The following is a 17369-nucleotide window of genomic DNA, read 5'->3' as shown; positions in this document are numbered from 1 at the left end:
GACTTCACCGGGTCCAGCCCGCAGACCGACGGGTTCGTCAACTGCAGCTACGGCGCCCTGGTGGGTAGCGTGGCCACCGCGGTCGTGCCGATCCTGGCGTGGGACGTGCCGTTCAACGAAGGGGTCATGACGGCGTTCGAGGTGGTCGCCGAGCCGGGGAGCATCGTCAACCCGCGCCCGCCGGCGCCGATCAGCAACGGCCACCTGACCACCGGCGCCCGGGTGAGCAGGCTGATCGTCAAGCTGTTCAACCAGGCGTGCCGGGGCAGTGCCGATCCGGTGCTCCGGGAGCGTACGCAAGGGGTCTGGGCCGATTCCTGGACCGGTGGGATCTCGGCCGGAACCCGCGAGGACGGCGAGTACTTCGTGCTGTTCAACATGGACGGCGGCGGCATGGGAGCCGGCGCCCAGCCCGAGGCCGATGGCCTGGACTGCGCCGGGATGATGACGCAGATGAACAACATGCTGCCGGATGTGGAGATGAACGAGATGCTCTACCCGGTGCTGTATCTGTGGAAGCGGCTGGCCCCGGCCAGCGCGGGCCACGGCGCGCACCGGGGCGGCCTCGGGCATGAGTTCGCCTGGACGCTGCACGGGGCGAGCCAGGTGACCCAGACCGTGTTCGCGCCCAGCGCTCAGGTGCCCGCCGACGGCTACGGCGGCGGTCTGCCCGGCGGCGGCAGCGGCCACCTGCTGTGCCGGGACACCGACGTCTGGCAGCTCATGTCCGACGGCGCCATCCCCACCGACGAGAACCTCACCGCGGCCACCAAGCAGTTGCTGGACATCAACCAATACGATCTCACCGTCCGGCACGGCGACGTCTTCGTCCAATGGATCGCCGGCGGAGGCGGCTACGGCGACCCCCTGCTGCGCGACCCGGCGCGGGTCGCCCAGGACGTCGGCGACGGCTACGTGACCGCGGCCGTGGCCGAGAGCGTCTACGGCGTGGTGTTGGACGGCGACCACGCCGACCTCGCCGCGACCGCCGCACGCAGGGACGCGCTCCGCGCCGAACGGCTGGGCGGCACTCCCCCTGCGGCGGAGGTCCGGGACACGATGATCGGCGTCGCCGGAGCATCCGTCCCCCACCTGGGAGCGGACGGCCACTGGTACTGCCCGGCCAGCGGCGCCCTGATCAGCACCGCCGACGACTGGCACGACGACGCCGTGATCCAGACCCGCCCCGCCGCCGAACGCCTCGCCGAACTCGGCGTCCGGATCCGGCCCCGGTCCGGCGAGCCCGCCGTCCTGCTGGAGGAGTTCATCAGCCCGTCCTGCGGCACCCTGCTGGAGACCAGAGTGCGCGTGGCCGCTCCGGAGGCGGTGTCCGCCCGATGACCGCCGAGACCTGGGACGGCGACGACCCCGCCCCGGCGGACCGCGGGCCCCTCGCCGGGGTCGTGGTGCTGGACATCACCCGGGTGGTCGCGGGCCCGTTCTGCTCGATGATCCTCGCCGACCTCGGCGCGACGGTGATCAAGGTCGAGCGGCCGACCGACCCGGACTACGCCCGCGACTTCCCCCCTCACCTGCAGGCCGCCGACGGGAGCACGTTCAGCGCGTTCTTCGCGCAGTACAACCGCGGCAAGCTCGGGCTCACCCTCGACCTGGCGACGCCCGACGGGCAAGACCTGCTCAAGCAGCTCGTACGCCGGGCCGACGTGCTGGTGGAGAACTTCCGCCCTGGCACCATGGACAAGCTCGGCACCGGGCCCGCCGTCCTGCGCGCGGAGAACCCCCGCCTGGTCTACACCGCCATCTCCGGCTTCGGCCAGACCGGGCCGTACCGGAGCAGGCCGGCCTACGACAACTCCGCGCAGGCCACCGGCGGCCTGTGGTCGATGAACGGCTACGCCGACCGGCCCCCCGTCCGGGTCGGCACGATCATCGGAGACCTGTCGGCCACCCTGTACGCCGTCATCGGCACCCTGGCCGCCTTGCGGCACGCCGAACGCACCGGCCAGGGCCAGCTCGTCGACGTGTCGCAACAGGACTCGGTGCTGTCGCTGACCGAGAACGCGGTCGTGTCGTACACGGTGAACGGCGAGGTGCCCACGCCGCTGGGCAACCAGCACCCGTTCGTACGCCCGTACGAGCTGTACCCGTGCAAGGACGGGTACGTCTTCTTCGGTGGCTACACCGACAAGTTCTGGCGGCTGACGTGCATGATGTTCGACCGTCCCGAACTCGCCGGTGACCCGGAGATCGACACCATGGCCAAGCGGTTCGACCCCGATGTCTACTCCCACCGGGTTCGTCCGCTTCTGCTCGACTGGTTCGCGTCACGCACCCGCGCCGAGCTCGAAGAACTGGCCGGCGACCAGGTGCCGCTGAGTGCGGTCAGGACCATCGCGGAAGTGGTGGACGATCCACAGATCGCCGCGCGCGACATGATCGTCGACGTCGAGTACCCAGACTTCGGGCCGTTGCGGATGTTCGGCCAGCCGATCAAGCTCGACGTCACCCCCGCCCGGCCGCGTACGCTCGCGCCGCGCCCCGGCGAGCACACCGACGCCGTACTGCGGGGATTACTGGACCTCTCCCCGGAGCGGATCGCCGAGCTCCGCACCGCGGGGGTGATCTGATTGACCATCGGCTTCGAGCGGGACGGGGCCACGGCCATCATCTCCTTCGCCCGTCCCGCCAAGCTCAACGCGCTGACCCTGGCCATGTACGACGAGCTCGCCGACGCCTTCGCCCGGGTGCGGGACGACGACACGATCGCCGCGGCCGTCCTCACCGGCGAGGGCGAACGCGCGTTCTGCGTCGGCGCGGACCTGGGCGAGTCGATCCCCGCGCTGGCCGAGGGGCGGTTCGACATCTCCCGCTGGGACGGCGCGCACCAGAAGCACACCAGCCTGTTCAAGCCGGTGATCGCCGCGGTCAACGGCCTGTGCCTAGGCGGCGGGTTCGAGATCATGCTCTCCACCGACCTGCGGGTCGCGAGCGAGGACGCCGAGTTCGGCCTTCCCGAGCCGGGCGTCGGAGTGGTGCCGGCCGGGGGCACACTCGCCCGGCTGACCCGGCAGATCCCGTACGCCTGGGCTATGCGGTTGCTGCTGCTCGGCGAGCGCGTCCCGGCCGCGGAAGCGCTGCGCATGGGCCTGCTCAACGCCGTCGTACCGGCGCAGGAGGTGCTGCCGACGGCGCTCGCGTGGGCCCGCCGGATCGGCGGGCTGTCCGGCACCGCGGTCGCGACGATCAAAGAGGCCGTCTTGCGCCTGGGCGACCTCCCGCTCGACCAAGCGTTCCACGCCGAAGCGCTCTACGGGCAGCGGGCGTTCACCTCGCCCGACGCCCGGGAAGGCCTGGCGGCCTTCGCCGCCCGACGATCACCCGAGTTCCCCTCACGCCAGGAGCAAGGGTGAGCCGCTACGGAGTCGACCCGTTGCCCAGCCTGCCCGGCCGGATAACGATCTGGGAGGTCGGGCCACGGGACGGCCTGCAGAACGAGGCCGCGATCCTGCCCGTCGAGGTGAAGGTCGAGCTCATCGAACGGCTCGCCGACGCCGGGCACACCGTCGTGGAGACCACCTCGCTGGTGCACCCGACATGGGTGCCGCAGCTCGCCGACGCCGAAGAGGTGCTGCGCCGGGTGAAGCGGCGCGACGGCGTGCGCTACCCGGCGCTCGTCCCGAACGAACGCGGCCTGGACCGGGCGATCGGTCTCGGGCTCACCGACGTCGCCGTCTTCGCCAGCGCCACCGAGTCCTTCGCCAGGGCCAACCTGAACCGGACCGTCGCCCAGTCGCTGGAGATGTTCGCCCCTGTGGTCGCCCGCGCCCGCGAGGCCGGTCTGGGCGTACGCGGCTACCTGTCGATGTGCTTCGGCGACCCGTGGGAGGGCGAGGTGCCGATCCCCCAGGTCGTCGCGGTCGCGACGCGGCTGCTCGCACTCGGCTGCACCGAGCTCGGCCTCGGCGACACGATCGGCGTCGCGACCCCCGGCCGGGTCACCGCGCTGCTCGACGCCCTGGTGGGCGCCGGGGTGCCGATCGGACGGATCGGCGTGCACTTCCACGACACCTACGGCCAGGCCCTGGCGAACACCCTCGCCGCGCTCGGCCGCGGCGTCACCACGGTCGACGCGTCCGCCGGCGGCCTCGGCGGCTGCCCCTACGCCAAGAGCGCCACCGGCAACCTCGCCACCGAGGACCTGCTCTGGCAACTGGCCGGGCTCGGCATCGACACCGGCGTGAACCTGGACAAGCTGGTCGAGACGAGCACCTGGCTCGCCGCACACCTGAACCGCCCGAGTCCTTCACGTACGGTCCAGGCCCTCACGCCGTCCGCCTGTTGAGCAGGAGACGGAGGACGAAGCGTGGCGATGGTGCCTACAACGAGCCGCCGACGGGTCCGCGTCCGCGCACAGCCGCATCGGTCAGTTCCTTGATCCGCTGCGCGGGCGCGGGAACTCCGGGCGTCTCAAAGCACCACTGCTGAAACTCCTGCGGCGTCAGCCCGGTCGGCCCTTCCCCCAAGTACGGCGCGCAGTAGAGCGGGGTGCCGGGCTCGCTGCGCCAGCTGTCCGCGAGGTTGCCGGTGTCCACCGCGTCGTAGCCCAGGGCGTCCAGCAGTTCCGCTGCCTGCTCCTTGGCTGCCGCATCGTCCCCGGCGATGGGCAGCGCACTGCGGTCGGGAGCGCCGACCGGTCGGGCCAGGGAGGACAGCTGCTTGGCGACGATGCTGTTGAGCGCCTTGACCACCCGAGCGCCGGCCAGGTGGCGCTGCACGAGTTCGCTGGAGGTCAGTTCCCGGGAATCCAGCTCTGCGATCTGCCCGTCACGCTGCGGGTAGTAGTTCAGGGTGTCGATCACGGTTCGGCCGGCCAGCGCTTCACGGGGCAGCCGGTCGTAGGCGTGGAGCGGAACGGCCACCACGACGAGATCGGCGGCCTCGGCGGCCTCGGCGGGAGTGGCCGCCCGCGCGTGCTCGCCGAGTTCCGCGACGAACTCGCCAAGGGTCTCGGGACCGCGCGAGTTGCTGAGGACGACGTTCCAGCCGGCGGCGACGGCGAGGCGCGCCACAAGTGGCGCTCGGCCTGTTCTGCCGCAAAGGCTTCGAGGAGGCCACCTTCGACGACCTGGCCGCAGCGGCCGGGGTATCCCGCAGCACCTTCCTGCGTTACTTCGGCACCAAAGAGGACGTCGTCCTCGGCGCCCTGGACCCCCTCGGCGACCGGAAGGCCGACGCCCTACGCGCCCGGCCCGCCGACGAAGACGACTGGACAGCGCTGCGACGCACTGTCGATCCCGACATCGAGTACTTCTCCCGTGATCCCGCCGACAGCCTCGTGCTGCTCCGCCTCACCCAGACCACGCCCGCCCTCTGCAGCCGCCTCCGCGAAAAGCAGGCCAGCTGGCGCCCCGGCCTGGTGAAAATCCTCACCGCACGCGCCACAGACTCGACCCTCCTGGCCTCTCATGTACGCGTGGCAGCCGCCCTGGACTGCCTGAACATCGCACTGGAGCACTGGGTCGCCACCGACGGCCGCATCCCCCTCGCCACCATCACCGACGAAGCCTTCGCCGCACTCACCACCCCGTAACCCCTCAAAGGTGAACGTCGCGGCTGATGCGGAAGGCCCCGAATCCGCTGGGACCCGGGGCCTTCTTCGCTAGCTCAACGCTCGGTGGCGAACGGTCCGCACGGGTTCGTCGCCGTACCAGAACGAGAAGGTCTACCGTAGGCCCGTGTCCACGGCGGTCAGCAATGTGCCGGTGTCGCCGGACATCTCCCAGATCATGGCGCCGAGCAGGTTCCTGCTTCGCAGCCAGGCGGTTTTCTTCCCGATGGACCAGGCGTCGTCGAAGCTCCACCACTGCCCGCCGTTGCCGGTGTGGCAGAAGGTGGCGACCGCCTGCTCGTCATGCCGGACGGTGCAGCCGGGGACTGCGGCGACCAGGTTGGAGTATCCGCGGGTGCCGGCCTCCTCGGCGAACTGGCCGGGGGCCGCCCCGGTCGCGGTCTGCCATTCGCCGAACTTTCCGCCGTCGGGGACGCCCTGCCAGCCCCGCCCGTAGAAGGCCAGGCCGATGGTGAGTTTCCGTGGGCTGACCCCGGCGTTGGTGTAGACGTTGATCGCGTTCTCCACGCTGAAGTGGAAGTTGTAGGGATCGTCGGTGTCGGCGTAGAGGTTGCCCTGGTGCCCGGTCCTGTTCGGCTCCCAGGAGTTGTCGCTGCCCGCGCCGTGGAAGTCGTAGCCCTGGACGTTGAAGATGTCCAGGGACTTGGCGACCTGCGGCAGGTCCCAGCCGGCGGCGATCTTCGCCGGGTCGGCCGGGGTGAAGGCGGTGAGCTGGTAGCGCTTGCCGGTCTGCGCGCCCAGCGCGTCCAGCTGGCGCCGGAACTCGGCGATCAGCAGGGTGTTGTTGGCCTTGTCGGCCGGGCTGACGTGGTTGCCGGCGTGGCCTTCCGCGCCCGGCCACTCCCAGTCCAGGTCGATGCCGTCGAAGATACCGGCCGCCGTGCCCGGCCCACCGGCTCCGCCCGCGACCGGCAGGTTGCCCTTGATGTAGATGTCGATGCAGGAGCTGACGAACTTCTTGCGCGCGGCGTCGGTGGCGGCCACGTCGGAGAAGTACTTGGAGTAGGTCCAGCCGCCCAGGGAGATCAGCACCTTCAGATTCGGGTGCTTGGCCTTGAGCTTCTTGAGCTGGTTGAAGTTGCCGCGAAGCGGCTCCCACCCGGTGTCGGCGACCCCGTCCACCGACTGGGCGGCGCTGAACGGACGCCCGTAGTCAGCGTCCGCGTCGCCCGCGCCGTCGCCCTGGTTGGGATCCTGCGGGTTGGCCGTGGTGCCCCTGGTCACCCCTTGCAGGCAGGTCAGGTTGACCGGGTCGATGTTGCCGAAGGCGTAGTTGAGGTGGGTGAGCTTGGCCGCCGCCCCGCTGGTGTCGAGGTTGCGGACGAAGTACTGCCGCCCGTAGATGCCCCACTGCACGAAGTATCCGACCCTGGCGTACCCGGTCTCCACGATGTCGGCGGTGGTCGCCTTCACCGCCGCGCTGGCCGCGGACAGGTTGTCGTAGCTGTCGCGCGCTCTGATCGTGAAGGTGTATTCGGTGGACGGCGAGAGCCCGGTGACCGTGGCCGTGGTGCCGATGACCGTGGTGGCCACCGTGCCGCCCACCAGGACGTCGTAGTTGGCGACGCCGGTGTTGTCGGTGGAGGCGGTCCAGGCCAGCGTGACGCTCCCGGAGGTCCTGGCCGTGCTCCGCGGGTTCCCCGGCGCGCTCGGCGGTTGCGTGTCATCGGCCGGATTGTTGGTACGGACGTTCAGCGCGGCGCTGGCGGCCGACAGCGTGCCCTTCCGGTCCTTCGCCTTGACGGTGAAGGTGTAGGCGGTGTTCGGGTTCAGCCCGGTGACGGTGGCCGAGGTGCCGGTGGCGGTCACCGTGGCGGGGCCGCCGTACACCTCGTAGCCGGTGATCGGCAGGCTGCCCGGCGTCGCCGCCGTCCAGGCCAGCGTGACCGTCCGGGTGGTCTTGACCGGCGAGGTCAGGTTGCCGGGCGCGCCGGGCGGCGTGTCGGCGGACCCGTCGCAGTTCACGTCGTTGATCCGGCAGTTGGTCGCCTGCGCGCCCGCCGTACTGAGCGTGAACGACGGGCTGTACGGCTCGGTGCTGCGACCGGGCTGGACTGTTCCGTTGTAGTGGGCGGGGGTGAGGGTGACCGTACGCCCGTTCTGGCTGATCGAGCCGTGCTGGGCGTTGCTCGCGGTGACCCCGGCGGGCAGGTCGAAGACGATCGACCAGCCGGTCAGCGCGGTCGCGGCGTTGTTGGTGATGACGAAGGTGGCAGAGGTGCCGGTCACGGTGTACTCGGCCACGACCGGAGGCGGCGGCGGAGGTGGGTCGCCGCTGCCGTCGCAGGCCGCGCCCGCGATCGTGCAGGAGGTTGGGCTGACCGGGGAGCTGAGGGTGAACGACGGGCTGTACGGCTCGGTGTTCCGCCCGGGTTGGAGGGTGGCGATGTAGTACGCCGGGGTGAGTTTGACCCGCGTCCCCGTCTGCGTGGTCGTGGCGTGCTGCGCGTTGCTGACGGTGACCCCTGCGGGCAGGTCGAAGATGATCGACCAGCCGCTGACCGCGGCCGTTCCCGGATTGGCGACCACGAACGTGCCGGTGTTGCCCGACAGGCTGAAGGTCGCGATGAGCCGGGAGGCCGCGTGCGCGGGTGTGCTGGCCAGGACGGCGGTGACAACCAGTCCCAGGAGGAGAGAAACGAGTCTGCGCACGTGGGGAACCTTTCTAAAAGGAAAGTTTCCTAACAGTTCGCAGCGTAAACCCAGGCAGAATGGGCGTAAAGACCCAACCGACCCGGCCGGATTTTCCCAGCCCTGAAAGCGGACTGATACCACCCGATCCGGGGCGACGCGCCCTGGCTGCGTCGCTGTTCAGCCCATGCTTTTGGCGCCGTCCAGGGACTCGCGGATGATGTCGGCATGGCCGGCGTGCTGGGCGGTCTCGGCGATGATGTGCATCAGCACCCGGCGGGCCGACCACCGCGTGTCGGCCTCGAACCATGGGGCCTTCGGCAGCGGCTGGGTGGCGTCCAGGTCGGTCAAGGTGGCAACCAGCTCGTCGGTCCGGCTGGCCACCTCGGCGTAGTCGGCCAGCACACCGGCCAGCGTCTCACCGGGCAGCAGCCGGAACTCGTCGGCCCGCCGGGCCCAGTCGGCCTCGGTCATGGCGGTGAAGTCGCCCATCGCCTGCGGGCCGTTCAGGATGAAGTCCACCCAGGTCCGCTCGACTGAGGCGACGTGCTTGATCAGGCCGCCCAGGCACAACTCACTGGCGGTGGTCCGCAGCCCGGCCTGCTCGTCGGTGAGGTCGCGGGTGGTGAAGCGCAGGAAGTGCCGGTGCTTGGCCAGCATCGCCAGCAGGTCTGCGCGCTCGCCGGTGGCAATCAGCTCGTTGACGGTCATGGTCTCTGCCTTCCGTTGACTCTGTCGGTCACGGACCATACTGGCGGGAATAACGGCCACTTTCTGACCTGAATTGCGGAAGAATCCAAGGCATGGCGAACACCAGCGCCCGGACGCTGCGGCTGCTGTCCCTGCTCCAGACTCACCGATACTGGCCGGGCACCGAACTGGCCGAGCGGCTGGAAGTCTCGGCCCGCACCCTGCGCCGGGACATCGACCGGCTGCGCGAGCTGGGCTATCCGGTCGAGGCGCAGCGTGGCGTGGACGGCGGCTACCAACTCGCCGCCGGCGCGGCACTGCCGCCATTGGTGATCGACGACGAGGAGGCGGTCGCCCTGGCCGTAGGACTGCAGGCCGCCGCGCAGGGCGCGGTGGAGGGCATCGCCGAGTCCTCGGTGCGGGTGCTGGCCAAGGTGGTGCAAGTGATGCCGGCCCGGCTGCGGCGCCGGATCGACGCGCTGCGCGCGATGACCGTGCCCGCCGGCTGGGACGGCCCCGCCAGGGCGGACGTCGACCCGGGCGTACTCACTGCGGTGGCGCTGGCCTGCCGGGACAGCGAGCAGCTCCGATTCTCCTACACCGCCGCCAACGGCCAGCAGACCGACCGGCACACCGAACCGCATCGGCTGGTCTGTCTCGGCCGCCGCTGGTACCTGGTCGCCTACGACCTCACCCGGCACGACTGGCGCAGCTTCCGGGCCGACCGGCTCACCGCGCCGCAGGGCACCGGTGCCCGGTTCCGGCCCCGCGACCTCCCCGCCGCAGACGCCGCTGCGTTCGTCCGCGCAGGCCTGGACAACCTGCCCCGCCCGTACCGGGTGGAGGTCCTGGTCGACGCCCCGGCCGAGACCGTACGCGAACGGATCGGCAAGTGGAGCACGGTCGAGCAGGTTGACGCCGAGCACTGCCGGGTGCACATGACCGCCGACTCCCTGAATTGGCCGACCATGGCACTGGGCGTGCTCGACGCCGATTTCCGCGTCCTCAACCCACCCGAATTGCTCGACCAGATCCACAACTGGGGAGCCCGCTTCAACCGGGCCTAGTTCAACCGTCGGCAGAACGCCGCCGGGCCGGCTCCGCGTGCTCTGCTCAGCGGCGGCCGCGGCGGGCGGTGCCGAAGATGGATCGGGTGATCTCCCGGCCGAGGGTGGACGCCGCCGAGCGCACCATGGAGCGGAACTCCTTGGACTCCAGTACGCCCTCTAGCACGGACTGCCTTGGCTGTTCCCTGGGTCGCTCCGCCTCGCGCGGGGCTTCGGGAGCCTCGGGCTGCTGCTGTGCGGCCAGCCTCGCCGAGAGGATCTCATAGGCCGACTGGCGGTCGACCGCCGTGCCGTACTTCTGCTCCAGCGGGGAGGCGGCAATGATGCCCAGGATCACGTCGGGGCTCGACGGCGCCATGAGCGTCTGGGGGGCGCGCAGGCGCGTCCAGGCCACGGGGGTTGGCGCGCCCGTCTCCGACAGGACCGTGACCACGGCCTCGCCGATGCCGAGTTCGGTGAGCAGTCGCTCCAGGTCATAGGAGGACTCGGGGAAGGTCGACACGGTGGCCTTGAGCGCCTTGGCGTCCTGGGGGGTGAAGGCGCGCAGGGCGTGCTGCACGCGCGCGCCGAGCTGGGACAGCACGTCGGCCGGCACATCCTTCGGCGTTTGGGTGACGAAGAACACGCCCACGCCCTTCGACCGGATCAGCCGTACGGTTTGGGTGATCGCCTTCAGGAACGCCTTGGACGCGCCGTCGAACAGCAGATGCGCCTCGTCGAAGAAGAACACCAGCTTCGGCTTGTCGACATCGCCCACCTCGGGCAGCACCTCGAAGAGATCAGCGAGCAGCCACATCAGGAAGGTGGAGAAGAGCTGCGGCCGGTCCTGCACGGCGGGCAGCTCAAGGATGGAGACCATCCCCTGGCCGTCCTGCGTCACCCGGAGCAGGTCGTGCACGTCGAACTCCGGCTCGCCGAAGAACGCCTCCGCGCCCTGCGCCTCGAAGTTGGTCAGGGCGCGGAGGATGACTCCCGCCGTCGCCGCCGACAGCCCGCCGATCCCGCTCAGCGCGTCCGGATTGGTGGTCAGATAGCGGATGACCGCGATCAGGTCCTTGAAGTCCAGCAGGGGCAGTCCGTTCTTGTCGGCGAAGTAGAAGATCAGCCCGAGCGACGACTCCTGCGTCTCGTTGAGCCCGAGGACCTTGGCGAGCAGGGTCGGCCCGAAGGCGGTCATGGTGGCGCGTATCGGCACACCGGGCCCCAGACCGCCCAGGGAGAGGAACTCCGCAGGACAGGCCACGGGATGCCATGCCTGCCCCACCTCGGCGGCACGCCCGGTGGCGCGCTCGGAGGGCGTGCCCGGAGAGGCGAGCCCCGACAGGTCGCCCTTGATGTCGGCGAGGAAGACCGGAACGCCCTGAGCTGCGAGCTGCTCCGCCATGAGCTGGAGGGTTTTGGTCTTCCCCGTTCCGGTGGCCCCGGCCACCAGTCCGTGCCGGTTCAGCATGCCCAGGGCGATCCTGATCTGCTCCGCGGGATCGGCGGTGCCGTCCTCGCCCACCAGCGCCCCGAGTTCCAGCGCCGGTCCCTCGACGTCGTACCCCTTCATCGCTTCCCCCCAGCTTGTTCCGCCTCGCCGGCGGCGCCACGGTTCGGCGCAGGTCCGGTGGTGGTTCCATTCCCGGTCGTACGCGGTTCAATGGTGCGAAGACGCGCAGGTCAGCGGCGCACGGGTCGGCGCGGGCGTGGCCCAGCAGGACGGCTGAAGAGGGCCGTACTCGCCGTAGAAAGGACCGGGAGCTGATCATGATCACATTGGACCGCCTGGTGAACGTGCTCGGCGGGTACGGCGTGCGGCTGTGCGGCCACGCCGTACCCCGCTCGGCGTGGCTGCACAGCGTGGCGATGCCGGAGCCCGCCGACCGTCACGTCGCGGGCGACGTGCTCCTGGCCGTCGGCACCTCCTCACTCGCCGAGGCGGTGCGGTGGGCGGCCGCCGCCAATGCCACAGCGGTCCTGATCCGCCCTGCTGACACAGGAGTCCGCGATAGCGTCGGCGCCGAAAGCGGGAACGGCGCGGACGTCGAACGGGACGCCGCGGCGATCGGGGACCGGCACGGGGTGGCGGTGCTGCTGGCAGACCCCGCCGCCTCGTGGAGCCAGCTTGCCGGTGTGGTGTACGGGCTGGTGCTGGAGAGTCGCGAGACCGCCTCCGGACGCGGCCCGACCGACCTGTTCGCGCTGGCCGACAGCCTCGCCGACGTCATCGGCGGGGCGGTGACCATCGAGGACCGGCACTCGCGGGTGCTGGCCTACTCCCGCTCCCAGGAGGCGGGCGATCCGGCCCGGCTGGAGACCATCCTCGGACGGCGGGTCCCCGACCGGCTGCGCGAGCTGTTCCAGCAACAGGGAGTGTTCGCTCGCCTGGCGGCGACGCACCAGCCGGTGTTCGTCCCCGCCGATGCCGGGAACGGACTGACCGGGCGGATGGCGGTGTCCGTACGGGCCGGCCGCGAGTTGCTCGGTTCGGTGTGGGTCAGCTGCGACGCCCCGCTGACCGGTGCCCGTCACCGTGCCCTGGCCGACGGCGCGCGCACCGTCGCACTGCACCTGCTGCGCTCCCGGGCCAGCGCCGACCTGGAGCGGCAGGTGGAATCCGACCTGGTCATCCGGCTGCTGGAGGGCAGCGCCGACGCCGCAACGGTGATCAGCCGGCTGGGCCTGGCACCACAGGCGATGCGGGTCATCGCGGTCCGCACGCACAGCACCGATGATCGCCACGCAACGCTGCTGCTGGCCTTCGAGCAGGCCACCACCGGCTTCGGCTGGTCCAGACCCGGGCGCAGCACGCTGCTCGGCGACACGCTCTACACCATCCTGCCGGCCGAGCACGCCGAGGCGGCCCGGCAGTGGATCACAGTCCTGCACGGCGAACTGCCCGCCCAGGTGTGCGTCGCGGCCGGGATCGGCGCGCCCGCCGAGGTCGCGGAACTGCCCGCCAGCCGCCAGGAGGCCGACGAATGCCTGGCGCTGCACGAGAGCTCCGGAACCGGCGCCGCCCCGCCCGCCTACGACGAGTCCTGGGACGACATCCTGCTGTGGCGGCTGCGCGCGGCCGCGCGTACCGGCCGGACTCCGGTCCGCGGGCCGATCTCCACGCTGCGGCGGCACGACACCCGCCACGGCACGCGCTTCGTCGCCACGCTGCTGGCCTGGCTGGAGACCCAGGGCGACCCCAACCTGGCAGCCGAGCGACTCGGCGTGCATCCCAACACCGTCCGCAACCGGCTGCGCAAAATGGGCGAGCTCGCCGAGCACGCCCCGCTCGTCGGCGAGGCACTGACGGCAGGGGTGCGCATCGACGGCCAGCGCTACGTCGACCCGGGCGCCTTCGTGCACGCCCTGGGCGAAGCCGTCATGCGACGCGGCGCGACCGTGTACGCCGTCGAGGTCGACGAGGTGCGCACCGATGACCGTAAGGTGATCGTTCGCTCCGCCAAGGGCACCGTGCTGTCCGCCGACGCGGTGGTTCTGGCCACCGGCGCGTGGCTGCCCCGCCTGGCCCGGCAGTGGGGCGTGCGCGTCCCGGTGCGGGCGGGTCGCGGCTACTCCTTCACCGTGCCTGTGGACCATCCCGTCCCTGGCCCCATCTACCTGCCCGACGTGCGGGTCGCGTGCACGCCCTACCGCGACGGACTGCGGGTGGCGGGCACCATGGAGTTCCGCGACCCGGATGCCCCGCAGGTGCCGGCCCGGCTGGAGACCATCGTCGCCTCCGCCCGTCCCCTCCTGCGGGGTGTGCACTGGGAGGACCGTACCGACGTCTGGGTGGGGCCCCGCCCCGTCACCCCGGACGGACGGCCGCTCATCGGCGCGACGGCGGCTCCCACCGTCTACGTGGCGGGCGGTCACGGCATGTGGGGTCTGGCCCACGGGCCGATCACCGGCCGGCTACTGGCTGAGCAGATCACTACCGGCAAGCAACCCGCCGCCCTGGCCGACTTCGACCCCCTCCGCTGACGGCGCTAATGGCCCGGCAGGCCGGCCGCGCTCAGAGGGCGGGACGGCCTGCCGGGCGGATGAGGTCAGGAGACGGGTTCGATCCACACGTTGCGGAAGCGGGGATTCTCGCCAGCATCGCCGTGGTCCTGAAGGCGGATCCCGGCCGACGCCGCGCTCTCCGGGATGTTGTCGCCTGTGCCGCCGTCGATGGCCACGTCGTTGTGCACCACCACGCCGTTCCAGACGACCGTGACCCGCGCGTTGTCGACCTTGACTCCCGCGCTGGTGTAGCGGGCCGCGCGGAAGGTGATCTCGTAGGTCTGCCACGTTCCTGAAGCGGTGGCCATATTGCGGTCGGGCGCGCGCTTGTTGTAGATCGCGCCCGCCTCGTTGGCGGCCGGTGTGGTGTCACCGAATGACTCGAGGACCTGAACCTCGTAGCGTTCCTGGAGGAAGACGCCGCTGTTGCCGCGCTGCTGCCCGGTCACGCCCGGCGGGTAGTCCGGCTCGTACCACTCGACGTGGAGCTTGAAGTCGCCGAACGTCTGCCGGGTACGGATGTCGCCGCCATAGGACTCCATGGAGCCGTTCGCGATCGGCCACGTCGCCGACCCGCCGGCCCGTTTCTCCCACGCCGCCAGACTGGACCCGTCGAACAGCGTGATCCGCTGCGCCTTCGACACGGTGATGTGGTCCAGGTTGACGTTGCCGGTGTCGCCGCTGTCGTACTTGTACGTGATCTCGTTCGTGCCCCGGTTCAGGTTGAGCGCCTCCGTCTGGACGGCCCAGGCGTCCCAGCCGCCGGTGGCGGCCAGCCGTACCTGCCTGACCTTGGCGCCGTTGACGTACACGCTCACCGACCTGCCGGTGTCGGCCGCGTAGCGGAGCCCGACGTTGTGCGTGCCGGTCGAGTCGGACCACACGCTGAACGACGTGCTCGCGCCCGCGTTCCAGTAGCCGTCGACGAAGCCCTTGTAGGTGTAGCCCTGATGGTCCTGGTTCACCTTCGCGCCACCGCCCAGCGTGGCGTTCTCCGCCTCGAACACCCGTTGCGCGGCCACGGTGATGGAGTCCAGGTTGACGTTGCCCACGTCGCCGCTGTCGAACTTGTAGGTGATGGTGTTGGCGCCTTCGTTCAACAGGAGCGGTTCGACCCGGGTGGCCCACAGGTCCCACGTTTCCGTAGTGGGCAGCGGCACCTGCCTGACCTTGGTCCCGTTGACGTACACGCTCAGAGATTTGGTGCCGGGTGCGGGGTGCGGACCGTTGGAGTAGCGCAGGCCCACGTGGTACGTGCCGGGCCTGGGTACGTGCACGGCGAACTGCGTGGCCGCTCCCACGCTCCAGTAGCCGTCGACGAAGCCGCTTCCCGAGTAGCTCAGATGGTCGGTGCCAAGCTTCGCGCCGCCGCTGTGCGAGGCGCTCTCCGCCTCGTAGACAGTGTCGGTCTCCGGGCCGTTGACCAAGGTGTTGAGCGTGTACCAGGCCTCGGTGCTCCACAGCGGCTGCCCTGAGGCCGAGCTGAACGGGCGCGGCGACCGCAGATGCACCACGCGCCCCGGCTTGAGACCCGCGACCTTCAGCGTGACCTTCTTCCCGTCGGAGCTCAGGTCCGCGGAGGTGACGGGCAGCGGCTCCTCGTCCACCTCGGGGCCACCGTAGGTGGAGGCCGCGGTGTACCGCCACTGGATGATCTGATACTTGGCCGCCAGCGACGCGGCGGTCTCGGCCGACAGCGGCTGGGTGTACTCCAGCTCGAAGCCGCCCTCGATCGCGCGCATCTTCAGGATGTCGAAAGCCTTGTCGCCGCTGGGGGTCAGCTTCTGCAGTCCGTAGGTGAGCTTGCCCGGCTGGCCCCAGTTTCCGCCGGCGCCGAGACCGCCGGCGTAGATGGCGCCGTCGGGCCCCAGGCTGATCCGGTTGACCCCTGCCTCAAGGCCCTGAGTGAGGCGGAAGACCGCGCCCTGGTACTCGCCGTTGACCTTCTCGAGGTAGGCGCGCTGGATCCCGCCGTAGGTGACGTCGCCGAACAACAGCTGCCCCGCGAACCTGCCCTGCTTCATGAGCAGCGGCGTGCTGGGGGAATTGGCGATCTCGTTGTGCGGCAGCCAGAGCACGGGCGCGCTCACCAGGTTGTTGTCGAACCGGCCGTCAGGGTTGGTGTAGTGGTTGAAGAACCGGTCCTTCTTGATGTGCACCAGTTTCGAGGCGGGCAGCCAGCCGCCCTGGTTGTCCAGGACGAACAGGTCATCGTTCGGACCCCAGCCGAGCCCGTTGGGCGTGCGCAGACCGCCGGCGATGTACTCGACCGCGCCGGTGGCCTTGTTGACCTTGATGGTCGTGCCCCGGTCCGGCGCCGGCTGCGGGTCGGTGGTGGCGCCGCCGTAGTTGATGGCGACGGAGAGGTTGAGGTAGAAGTGGCCGTCACGGTAGAGCAGCCCGAACGCGAACTCGTGGAAATTGCCGCCGAACGGCCAGGTCGCCACGGTCCTGAGGTTGTCTGCGACCTCGTCGCCGTTGGTGTCGTTCAGCTCCACCAGCCGGGACTTCTCCGACACGTAGAGCTTGCCGTCCACGTACTTGATGCCCATGGGCTCCTGAAGCCCGCTGGCGATCTTCTTGGTGGTCACCTGCGCGGGTGAGGTGTTGCCTGTGACGTTGTCGAGCAGGTAGACCTCGCCGAGCCTGGTTTCCGAGCCGCCCCACGTGGCGATCGCCAACCGGCCGTCGGGCAGCCAGTCCATCGCGGTCACCTGCGGCTGGAAACCGTTCGGTCGCAGGTCGGTGAGCGTGAAGTCAGGGTGTACGGACTGCAGCGGCGATCCGTCGCCCGGAGAGTCGGCGCCGCTCTCGCACTCCTTGCGCCCGGGGGCGGTGACCCGCACCACGCCCGCGTCCGTGCTCAGCACCGAGTTCGGCACGAGGGTGAACGCCGAGGATCCGGGTGGTTTCCACTCCAGCTTGAGCTGCTGGCCGTACAGGTGCTCGAAGTGGTCGACGCGCAGCGCGTGGTAGCCGGTGGTCAGGGTGATCGTGCCGTCCACGGCGATCGGCCCGTGCCGCCCGTCGTTGGTGATCACGACGGTGTCGTCGATGCGCAGCCGGGAGCCGTCGTCGCTGGTGAGCCGGAACTCGTACGTGCCCGCGGTGGCGATGGAGATGTTGCCGATGGCCTCGGTGACGAACATGTCGACCAGGCCGAAGTCGGCGTCGGAGGTCCAGTCGATCGTGGACATCAGCTTGTCCACGTTGGGTGTCTGACCGGGCTTGAGCGTGCAGAGCTTGGACAGTTCGACTTGGACGTCGTAGGTGCGCAGGGTGATGCCCGGCTCCTGCGGCGGCACCGCCGCGCGCGCTTGAGCGGGTACGACGAGCCATGAGAGTGCGGTGAGCAGTGAGACGGATAAGAGGGGTAATTTCCGCAAGGCCAATCCCATCTCGAGGAG

Annotated in this window: 12 protein-coding genes; 7 read left to right on the top strand and 5 right to left on the bottom strand. The window is 70.3% G+C overall.

Annotated elements, in window-relative coordinates; translation table 11 throughout:
• The 4 genes from Aple_RS40675 to Aple_RS40660 all read left to right on the top strand — a co-directional run.
• Nucleotides 1–1341 (top strand): hydantoinase B/oxoprolinase family protein (locus tag Aple_RS40675; RefSeq protein ID WP_174889942.1); only part of this gene is annotated, 1341 nt, incomplete at its 5' end.
• Nucleotides 1338–2588 (top strand): CaiB/BaiF CoA transferase family protein, encoded by a 1251-nt coding sequence (locus Aple_RS40670; protein ID WP_155350107.1) that lies wholly within the window; start codon nt 1338–1340, stop codon nt 2586–2588. The genes Aple_RS40675 and Aple_RS40670, both read left to right, overlap by 4 nt.
• Entirely contained in the window at nt 2589–3371 is a 783-nt protein-coding gene (locus Aple_RS40665; protein WP_155350106.1) for an enoyl-CoA hydratase/isomerase family protein, read from the top strand.
• Nucleotides 3368–4303: a hydroxymethylglutaryl-CoA lyase gene (locus tag Aple_RS40660; RefSeq protein ID WP_155350105.1), complete on the top strand. Its 936-nt coding sequence runs from the start codon at nt 3368–3370 to the stop codon at nt 4301–4303. The genes Aple_RS40665 and Aple_RS40660 overlap by 4 nt, the downstream gene beginning before the upstream one ends.
• 34 nt (nt 4304–4337) lie before the next feature.
• On the opposite strand, the gene Aple_RS40655 is transcribed toward Aple_RS40660, so the two are convergent.
• Nucleotides 4338–5030, bottom strand: a complete 693-nt coding sequence (locus Aple_RS40655) for an NADPH-dependent F420 reductase (RefSeq protein WP_155350104.1) — start codon at nt 5028–5030, stop codon at nt 4338–4340.
• A 2-nt stretch (nt 5031–5032) separates the two neighbouring features.
• Between Aple_RS40655 and Aple_RS40650 the strand changes: the two genes are divergently transcribed.
• Nucleotides 5033–5551 (top strand): TetR/AcrR family transcriptional regulator, encoded by a 519-nt coding sequence (locus Aple_RS40650; RefSeq protein ID WP_155350103.1) that lies wholly within the window; start codon nt 5033–5035, stop codon nt 5549–5551.
• A gap of 132 nt (nt 5552–5683) precedes the next feature.
• On the opposite strand, the gene Aple_RS40645 is transcribed toward Aple_RS40650, so the two are convergent.
• Both Aple_RS40645 and Aple_RS40640 read right to left on the bottom strand, forming a co-directional pair.
• A complete protein-coding gene (locus Aple_RS40645; protein ID WP_155350102.1) occupies nt 5684–8242 on the bottom strand; it encodes a glycosyl hydrolase family 18 protein in 2559 nt (852 codons plus the stop codon).
• 159 nt (nt 8243–8401) lie between these two features.
• A complete protein-coding gene (locus Aple_RS40640) occupies nt 8402–8932 on the bottom strand; it encodes a DinB family protein (protein ID WP_155350101.1) in 531 nt (176 codons plus the stop codon).
• Between the two features lie 92 nt (nt 8933–9024).
• Between Aple_RS40640 and Aple_RS40635 the strand changes: the two genes are divergently transcribed.
• The gene (locus Aple_RS40635) at nt 9025–9978 is read left to right on the top strand and encodes a helix-turn-helix transcriptional regulator (protein WP_155350100.1); all 954 of its coding nucleotides are present in this window, start codon (nt 9025–9027) and stop codon (nt 9976–9978) included.
• 46 nt (nt 9979–10024) lie between these two features.
• Here Aple_RS40635 and Aple_RS40630 read toward each other — a convergent pair whose 3' ends face one another.
• Nucleotides 10025–11530 carry a helicase HerA-like domain-containing protein gene (locus Aple_RS40630; RefSeq protein ID WP_155350099.1) on the bottom strand — a complete coding sequence of 502 codons (1506 nt, stop codon included), beginning with the start codon at nt 11528–11530 and terminating at the stop codon, nt 10025–10027.
• Nucleotides 11531–11727: 197 nt separating this feature from the next.
• Between Aple_RS40630 and Aple_RS56675 the strand changes: the two genes are divergently transcribed.
• The gene (locus Aple_RS56675; RefSeq protein ID WP_155350098.1) at nt 11728–13941 is read left to right on the top strand and encodes an FAD-dependent oxidoreductase; all 2214 of its coding nucleotides are present in this window, start codon (nt 11728–11730) and stop codon (nt 13939–13941) included.
• A 65-nt stretch (nt 13942–14006) separates the two neighbouring features.
• On the opposite strand, the gene Aple_RS40620 is transcribed toward Aple_RS56675, so the two are convergent.
• Nucleotides 14007–17348 carry a 3-keto-alpha-glucoside-1,2-lyase-like domain-containing protein gene (locus tag Aple_RS40620; RefSeq protein WP_218038749.1) on the bottom strand — a complete coding sequence of 1114 codons (3342 nt, stop codon included), beginning with the start codon at nt 17346–17348 and terminating at the stop codon, nt 14007–14009.
• Nucleotides 17349–17369: the final 21 nt, after the last annotated feature.

Source organism: Acrocarpospora pleiomorpha (assembly GCF_009687885.1).
In the GTDB taxonomy this organism is placed as follows: Bacteria; Actinomycetota; Actinomycetes; order Streptosporangiales; family Streptosporangiaceae; genus Acrocarpospora; species Acrocarpospora pleiomorpha.
This window is presented reverse-complemented; position numbering and strand designations above follow the sequence as displayed.

Excerpts from the sequence above, each read along its gene's own strand:
- Aple_RS40670 (WP_155350107.1), top strand. The coding sequence starts at position 1,338 with ATGACCGCCGAGACCTGGGACGGCGACGACCCCGCCCCGGCGGACCGC.
- Aple_RS40640 (WP_155350101.1), bottom strand. The coding sequence starts at position 8,932 with ATGACCGTCAACGAGCTGATTGCCACCGGCGAGCGCGCAGACCTGCTG.
- Aple_RS40635 (WP_155350100.1), top strand. The coding sequence starts at position 9,025 with ATGGCGAACACCAGCGCCCGGACGCTGCGGCTGCTGTCCCTGCTCCAG.
- Aple_RS40630 (WP_155350099.1), bottom strand. The coding sequence starts at position 11,530 with ATGAAGGGGTACGACGTCGAGGGACCGGCGCTGGAACTCGGGGCGCTG.
- Aple_RS56675 (WP_155350098.1), top strand. The coding sequence starts at position 11,728 with ATGATCACATTGGACCGCCTGGTGAACGTGCTCGGCGGGTACGGCGTG.